This window comes from Pseudomonas sp. LM13, from assembly GCF_041381355.1.
Taxonomy (GTDB): Bacteria; Pseudomonadota; Gammaproteobacteria; order Pseudomonadales; family Pseudomonadaceae; genus Stutzerimonas; species Stutzerimonas frequens.
This window is the reverse complement of sequence record NZ_JACBXH010000033.1, coordinates 47,225-53,366: the sequence shown is the minus strand read 5'-3', so window position 1 is coordinate 53,366 and position 6,142 is coordinate 47,225. Positions and strand designations below refer to the sequence as shown.

The 6,142-nt window shown below is 58.1% G+C and carries 8 protein-coding genes; 2 read left to right on the top strand and 6 right to left on the bottom strand.

The window, feature by feature from the left end; translation table 11 throughout:
• Positions 1 to 55: 55 nt before the first annotated feature.
• Both rpsI and rplM read right to left on the bottom strand, forming a co-directional pair.
• Positions 56 to 448, bottom strand: a complete 393-nt coding sequence (gene rpsI, locus HZR81_RS18105; protein WP_013981948.1) for a 30S ribosomal protein S9 — start codon at positions 446 to 448, stop codon at positions 56 to 58.
• Positions 449 to 462: 14 nt separating this feature from the next.
• Positions 463 to 891 carry a 50S ribosomal protein L13 gene (rplM, locus tag HZR81_RS18100; protein ID WP_063544471.1) on the bottom strand — a complete coding sequence of 143 codons (429 nt, stop codon included), beginning with the start codon at positions 889 to 891 and terminating at the stop codon, positions 463 to 465.
• A 444-nt stretch (positions 892 to 1,335) separates the two neighbouring features.
• On the opposite strand from rplM, the gene HZR81_RS18095 reads away from it, so the two are divergent.
• Both HZR81_RS18095 and HZR81_RS18090 read left to right on the top strand, forming a co-directional pair.
• Positions 1,336 to 2,373, top strand: coding sequence for an NADP(H)-dependent aldo-keto reductase (locus HZR81_RS18095; RefSeq protein ID WP_102840590.1), 1,038 nt, complete (start codon positions 1,336 to 1,338; stop codon positions 2,371 to 2,373).
• Between the two features lie 38 nt (positions 2,374 to 2,411).
• Positions 2,412 to 3,092, top strand: a complete 681-nt coding sequence (locus tag HZR81_RS18090) for an energy-coupling factor ABC transporter permease (protein ID WP_500128896.1) — start codon at positions 2,412 to 2,414, stop codon at positions 3,090 to 3,092.
• Positions 3,093 to 3,116: 24 nt separating this feature from the next.
• Here HZR81_RS18090 and yacG read toward each other — a convergent pair whose 3' ends face one another.
• The 4 genes from yacG to HZR81_RS18070 all read right to left on the bottom strand — a co-directional run bounded on the left by yacG (position 3,117) and on the right by HZR81_RS18070 (position 6,141).
• On the bottom strand, positions 3,117 to 3,314 hold the full coding sequence (yacG, locus tag HZR81_RS18085; RefSeq protein ID WP_500128895.1) for a DNA gyrase inhibitor YacG: 198 nt from the start codon (positions 3,312 to 3,314) through the stop codon (positions 3,117 to 3,119).
• Positions 3,311 to 3,919 carry a dephospho-CoA kinase gene (gene coaE, locus HZR81_RS18080; protein ID WP_500128894.1) on the bottom strand — a complete coding sequence of 203 codons (609 nt, stop codon included), beginning with the start codon at positions 3,917 to 3,919 and terminating at the stop codon, positions 3,311 to 3,313. The genes yacG and coaE overlap by 4 nt, the downstream gene beginning before the upstream one ends.
• 132 nt (positions 3,920 to 4,051) lie before the next feature.
• Positions 4,052 to 4,921, bottom strand: coding sequence for a prepilin peptidase (locus HZR81_RS18075; RefSeq protein WP_500128893.1), 870 nt, complete (start codon positions 4,919 to 4,921; stop codon positions 4,052 to 4,054).
• A gap of 2 nt (positions 4,922 to 4,923) precedes the next feature.
• Positions 4,924 to 6,141 carry a type II secretion system F family protein gene (locus HZR81_RS18070; RefSeq protein WP_200600129.1) on the bottom strand — a complete coding sequence of 406 codons (1,218 nt, stop codon included), beginning with the start codon at positions 6,139 to 6,141 and terminating at the stop codon, positions 4,924 to 4,926.
• Position 6,142 lies beyond the last annotated feature (1 nt).

Sequence of the window (6,142 nt, the reverse complement as noted above, 5' to 3'; positions counted from 1 at the left end):
AAAAAAAACGCCCAGCTCCTGAACGAGACTGGGCGCTTCTTTTGAACAGCGTGAATTAGCGCTTGGAGTACTGCGGACGCTTGCGGGCTTTGCGCAGACCGACCTTCTTACGCTCCACCTCACGGGCATCGCGAGTAACGAAGCCAGCCTTGCGCAGCGGGCTGCGAAGGCTTTCGTCGTAAGAGATCAGGGCACGGGTGATACCGTGACGGATCGCGCCAGCCTGACCACTTACACCACCGCCAAGCACGGTGACATAGATATCGAACTTCTCGACAGTCTCGGTCAGCTCCAGCGGCTGACGAACAACCATGCGCGCAGTTTCGCGACCAAAGAAGTTGTCCAGCTCACGGTTGTTGATGGAGATCTTGCCAGTACCCGGGCGCAGGAAAACGCGCGCGGTTGCAGTCTTGCGACGGCCAGTGCCGTAATTTTGAGTCGCCGACATAATGAACTATTCCGTTAAATCTTCAGTTCTTGGGGCTGCTGAGCGGTGTGCGGGTGGTTAGCACCCTTGTAAACCTTCAGCTTACGATACATGTCGCGACCCAGCGGATTCTTCGGCAGCATGCCTTTTACCGCAGTCTCGATCACACGCTCAGGCGCCCTGGCGATCAGCTTCTCGAAGTTGATCGACTTGATGCCACCCGGGAAACCGGAGTGAGAGTAGTACATCTTGTCGGTGGTCTTGGCACCAGTGACACGCACTTGCTCAGCATTGATAACGACGATGTAATCGCCAGTATCAACGTGAGGGGTGTATTCCGCCTTGTGCTTGCCGCGCAGACGGCTAGCGATTTCGGTTGCCAGACGACCCAGGGTCTGGCCGGCAGCGTCGACGACGAACCAGTCGCGCTTGACGGTTTCCGGTTTAGCAGTAAATGTCTTCATTCGTTATAGCCTCAGGGGCCGCCCTGAAAATAAGACGGCGAATCTTACTGAATGGTGCTCGCCCTGGCAAGGCCAAGGCAGCCGGAAACAGACGCTATCGGGGGCTCGGGTCAGCGCGTCCGCCACGGCAATGGTTCGGTGGGCTAGGCATCCCCCACCTCGGTGTTGCGTCGACAGGCTAGGCATCCCCGGCGACAGGCTGCGGAATTATCCTGATAACCGAAAAAATAGCAACCGACTTTTACCTGAAGCACCGCCGCGTGCTCGCAGGGATCCATTTCTACTTTACAGCCGAGGCCAGGCGCTACGCCGAGGGACCTGCCCAGCTCACCTGGAGCAGCTCAGCCCTTGGGAAATGATGTCACTGTCGCTGGCACAACTTACGCAACACCGCGCGATCTCCGATAAGCTTCCGGAACGAGCAAGATCCTCACGAGGCAACCCATGCAGCGACGCCCACTTGGCCGCACCGACTTGAAGGTGAGCTCGCTCTGCCTAGGCACCATGACCTGGGGAGAGCAGAATACCGAGGCCGACGCCCATGCACAGCTCGACCGGGCACAGGCGGCCGGAATCAACTTTCTGGACACCGCCGAAATGTATCCGGTGCCGCCACGACCCGATACCAGTGGACGCACCGAGTGCTATATCGGCAACTACTTCAGGAATCGGGGAAACCGGGCCGACTGGATCATCGCCAGCAAGATCGCCGGCCCGGGAAACGGCATCAGCCACATCCGTGACGGCCACCTGAAATTCAATCGCGATCATATCCGCACCGCGCTGGACAACAGCTTACGCCGGCTTCGGACAGACTGGATCGACCTGTACCAACTGCATTGGCCGGAGCGCAACACCAACTTTTTCGGCCAGCTGGGTTACCAGCATCAAGAGTCAGACTTCACACCGCTCGAAGAAGTACTGGACGCGCTTGACCAGGAAGTGAAAGCAGGCAGGATTCGCCACGTAGGGCTGTCCAACGAAACCCCGTGGGGAGCGATGAAATACTTGCAAGTGGCCGAGGCGCGCGGCTTGCCTCGCGCAGTTTCGATTCAAAACCCTTACAACCTGCTGAACCGCAGCTATGAGATAGGGCTGGCAGAGATCAGCATTCGCGAGCACTGCGGCCTGCTTGCCTATTCCCCCCTCGCTTTCGGCATGCTGAGCGGCAAGTACGAACATGGCGCGCAACCAGCAGATGCACGCATCACCCGCTTTCAGCGCTTTGCCCGCTACAGCAATCCTCAAGCCCGAACCGCCTGCTCGAAATATGTCGCATTGGCGCGCGAGTATGGACTGGATCCAGCCCAGATGGCGCTCGCCTTCGTTACGGCGCAACCTTTCGTAACCAGCAACATCATCGGCGCGACTTCGCTCGAGCAGCTCGACTCAAACCTTCGCAGCTCGACGATCCGGCTACCGGACGAAGTGATAGAGCACATCGAAGCCATCCATGTCGAACAACCCAATCCAGCCCCCTGAACCGCAGCGGACTCGATACGAAGCAAAGGATCACCTGGATGATTGCCGCCCACCTGCTCGCCCCATCAAGCCTGCTCACCGGCTGGCTGATCTATGCATGCACCCTCCTCTGGGCTGCATGGCGCGCACCTTGGGTCGAATTGTTTAGCGACACACGCCGGCAGCACCTGCTGTTCGGCGCAATGCTCGCCATATTTCTACTCTGGTTGGTTCGGCGCGATTTCGATTCCGGGCTTTCATTTCATTTCATAGGCCTGACCGCCGTAACCCTGCTGCTGGATTGGCCACTGGCAATCATCGCCGCCTTGGCCGCACAGCTTGGCCTTGCGCTTACCGGACACCAACACCTTGCCGCGCTAGGAATCAACGGCGTGCTGCTGGTCCTGATCCCGGTAGCGGTAACCGTGATATGCGCACGGCTGGTCGAGCGGGCGCAGCCGCGCAATCTTTTCGTTTACATCTTCTTCGCAGGGTTCTTCCCGGCCGCGCTAGCAGCGCTGGCATGCATCCTGGCCTCGCTAGGCATACTTCTGCTCGACGGTCGCTTCCCGATGCCGCCCTGGCTGGAAGACTTTGCCGGCTACATCTGGCTGGTGATGTTCCCCGAGGCCTTTATCAATGGCACGGCCGTGACTGCACTTGTCGTCTTCTATCCCGACTGGCTGGAAAGCTTCAACCAGAGCCGCTACCTGCAGGCGCCTTGGAAGGATGAGAAGTAACGAGGAGTACGCCCTGCAGCAAGGTCAATGCTGGCGCCCGGGCAGATCCCCCGAGAACAGCTCATCTTCCAGTTCATTACCCGCAATGGCATGCTCCTCCGAAGCCCAAGCCCCCAGATCAATTAGTTTGCAACGCTCGGAACAGAAGGGCCTATAGGGACTCTGCTCGCCCCACTCCACCGGCGTCTTGCAGGTAGGACACTCAACCACGGTCGCAGTCATTCCCGACCTCCTCTCAACTGCAGATAAAAATGATGCAGGCGCTCAACCTCGGAGCGGAGCCAGCTAAGATCGCGATCATTCACCAGCACGTCATCAGCGTGCCGCAAACGCTCCTCACGCGCAGCCTGTACTTTCAGGATGGCACGCACCTGCCCTTCGCTTGCCTGATCACGTGCGACGGTACGCGCGACCTGTAGCATCTCTGGCACATCCACAACCAATACGCGATCGACGGTGCGGTACTGCCCTGACTCAATCAGCAGAGGCGAAACCATGATGGCATAGGGTGAGTCTGCCCGAGCGAGGTGGTCGGCTATCTCGCTGCGTATCAACGGGTGCAGAAGCCGCTCAAGCCACTGCCGCTCTGCCGGATCGGCAAATATCCGCTCACGCAACGCGGCGCGATTCAACTCACCGGTAGGTAACAGAACGCCGTCGCCGAAATGCTGGGCAATTTGCAACAAAGCCGTACGCCCAGGCTCAACGACCCAGCGCGCGGCCTGATCGGCATCGACCGTATGCACACCGAGATTGGCAAAATGCTCGGCCACTGCGCTCTTGCCGCTGCCGATACCACCAGTCAATCCGAGAATCCAAGGCTTCATCGTCAGTTATACCCGAGCGAGAACAGGACGCGCAGTAGTAACCACTCGATGGCTGAAGTGCAAGCCTTGAACAGATGTGCATGCTGCGGCAAGCGGCGGGCGATCCCGCCACCCACAAACCGCGGCGTCAAATCAGAAGCGGGCGAACTGCAGATAGCTCTCGGTGATCCTGTCACCCCAAAGAAGCGCAATCCACCCAGCGATCGCGAGATAAGGGCCAAAGGGAATGGGCGTGCCGCTTTCTGCACGCTGGACCTTCAAAAGAATGGAACCCAGCACCGCTCCGACCACTGACGACAACAGGATGGTAAGCGGCAACACCTGCCAGCCACCCCAGGCCCCAAGCATCGCCAACAGCTTGAAGTCGCCGTAGCCCATGCCCTCTTTGCCGGTGGCGAGCTTGAAAAGCCAGTACACCGACCAAAGACTCAGATAGCCCGCCACCGCCCCCCACAGCGCACTCTCCAGCGAAGTGAACAAGCCGAAGTGGTTAACGATCAACCCCAGCCACAACAACGGCAGCACAAGCGAGTCAGGCAATAACTGATGATCGACATCGATCATGCTCATCGCCAGCAGACCCCAGGTCAGCAACAGCATCATGGCGGCCTGCCAGGAAAAGCCGAAATGCCATGCCACATAGCCGGAGAGCACACCGCATGCCAGCTCCACCAGCGGGTAACGACAACTGATCGGTGCCTGGCAGGATGAACACTTGCCACGCAAGAACAGCCAACTGACCAGCGGAACGTTTTCCCATGCGCGGATTCGATGAGCGCAATGCGGACAGCGCGAATTCGGTAGCAACAGGTTGAATCGTTCACCGACCGGTTCGCATGGCAGCTCAAGAATTTCTCTGGCCTGCACCCGCCATTCGCGCTGCATCATCACCGGCAACCGGTAGATGAGGACGTTAAGGAAACTACCAACCAGCAGGCCGAGCACAGCTGCAGACAAAACAAAGGCCAGCACATGGCTGGCCAGGTAATCGATCAGAATCATGCTTAAACGACGGCGCCCAGTTGGAAGATCGGGAGATACATGGCAATGATCAAGCCACCGACCAGAACCCCCAAGACCGCCATGATCATGGGCTCCATCAGGCTTGTCAGACCATCGACCATGTTGTCGACCTCATCCTCGTAAAAGGTCGCCACCTTGGCCAGCATCTCGTCAAGCGAGCCGGACTCCTCGCCAATCGCCGTCATCTGCACCGCCATGGTTGGAAAGGTACCGGTGGTGCGCATGGAGAAGTTCAGCTGCATGCCAGACGATACGTCACTTTTGACTTTCATCGTTGCATTGCGGAACACCACATTACCGGTTGCCCCGGCAACCGAATCCAGAGCGTCCACCAAAGGCACACCCGCAGCGAACGTCGTGGACAAGGTCCGAGCGAATCGTGCAACTGCCGATTTGTAAAGAATGTCGCCGACGATCGGCATCTTCAGCAGCAAGCGGTCGAACCAGTCGCGAAACCGCTCCGATTTACCGTAGGCGGTCTTGAATGCGAAGGCAGCGAGGAACAACCCGAGCAGGACCAAATGCCACCAGGCCTGCAGGGTTTCGGACAGACCAATGACCATGAGCGTAAACGCTGGAAGCTCCGCGCCGAAGTTGGCAAAAACTTCCTGAAACTGAGGAACAACCTTGATCAACAGGATCGCGGAAACAATGATCGCGACGAGCACAACGGCAATCGGATAATTCATCGCCTTCTTGATCTTTGCCTTGAGAGCCTCGGTTTTTTCCTTGTAGGTTGCAACGCGATCGAGCAACGTCTCCAAGGAACCAGACTGCTCGCCCGAGTCCACCAGGTTGCAGTAGAGATCGTCAAAGTACTGCGGCTTCTTGCGCAACGCAGTGGCGAAACTGTTACCCGCCGCGACCTCCTGCTTGAGATCATCGACCAGCTTACGCATGTTCGGGTTATCGAACCCCTCGCCAATAATGTCGAATGACTGCAGCAGCGGCACACCGGCCTTCATCATGGTCGCCATCTGACGAGTGAACAAGGCGATATCCATCGGCTTGATCTTCTTGCCCGCACTGAACAGCGACGCCGACTTCTTACGCACCTTCTGAGGGTTTACGCCCTGCTTACGCAGCTGCGCCTTGACCATCGCAGGGCTGATCCCGCTTAGCTCGCCCTTGATCTTCGCACCCTGCTTGTTGGTGCCTTCCCAGGTGAACACACTGGTTTTAATCGCTTTCTGCGCCATG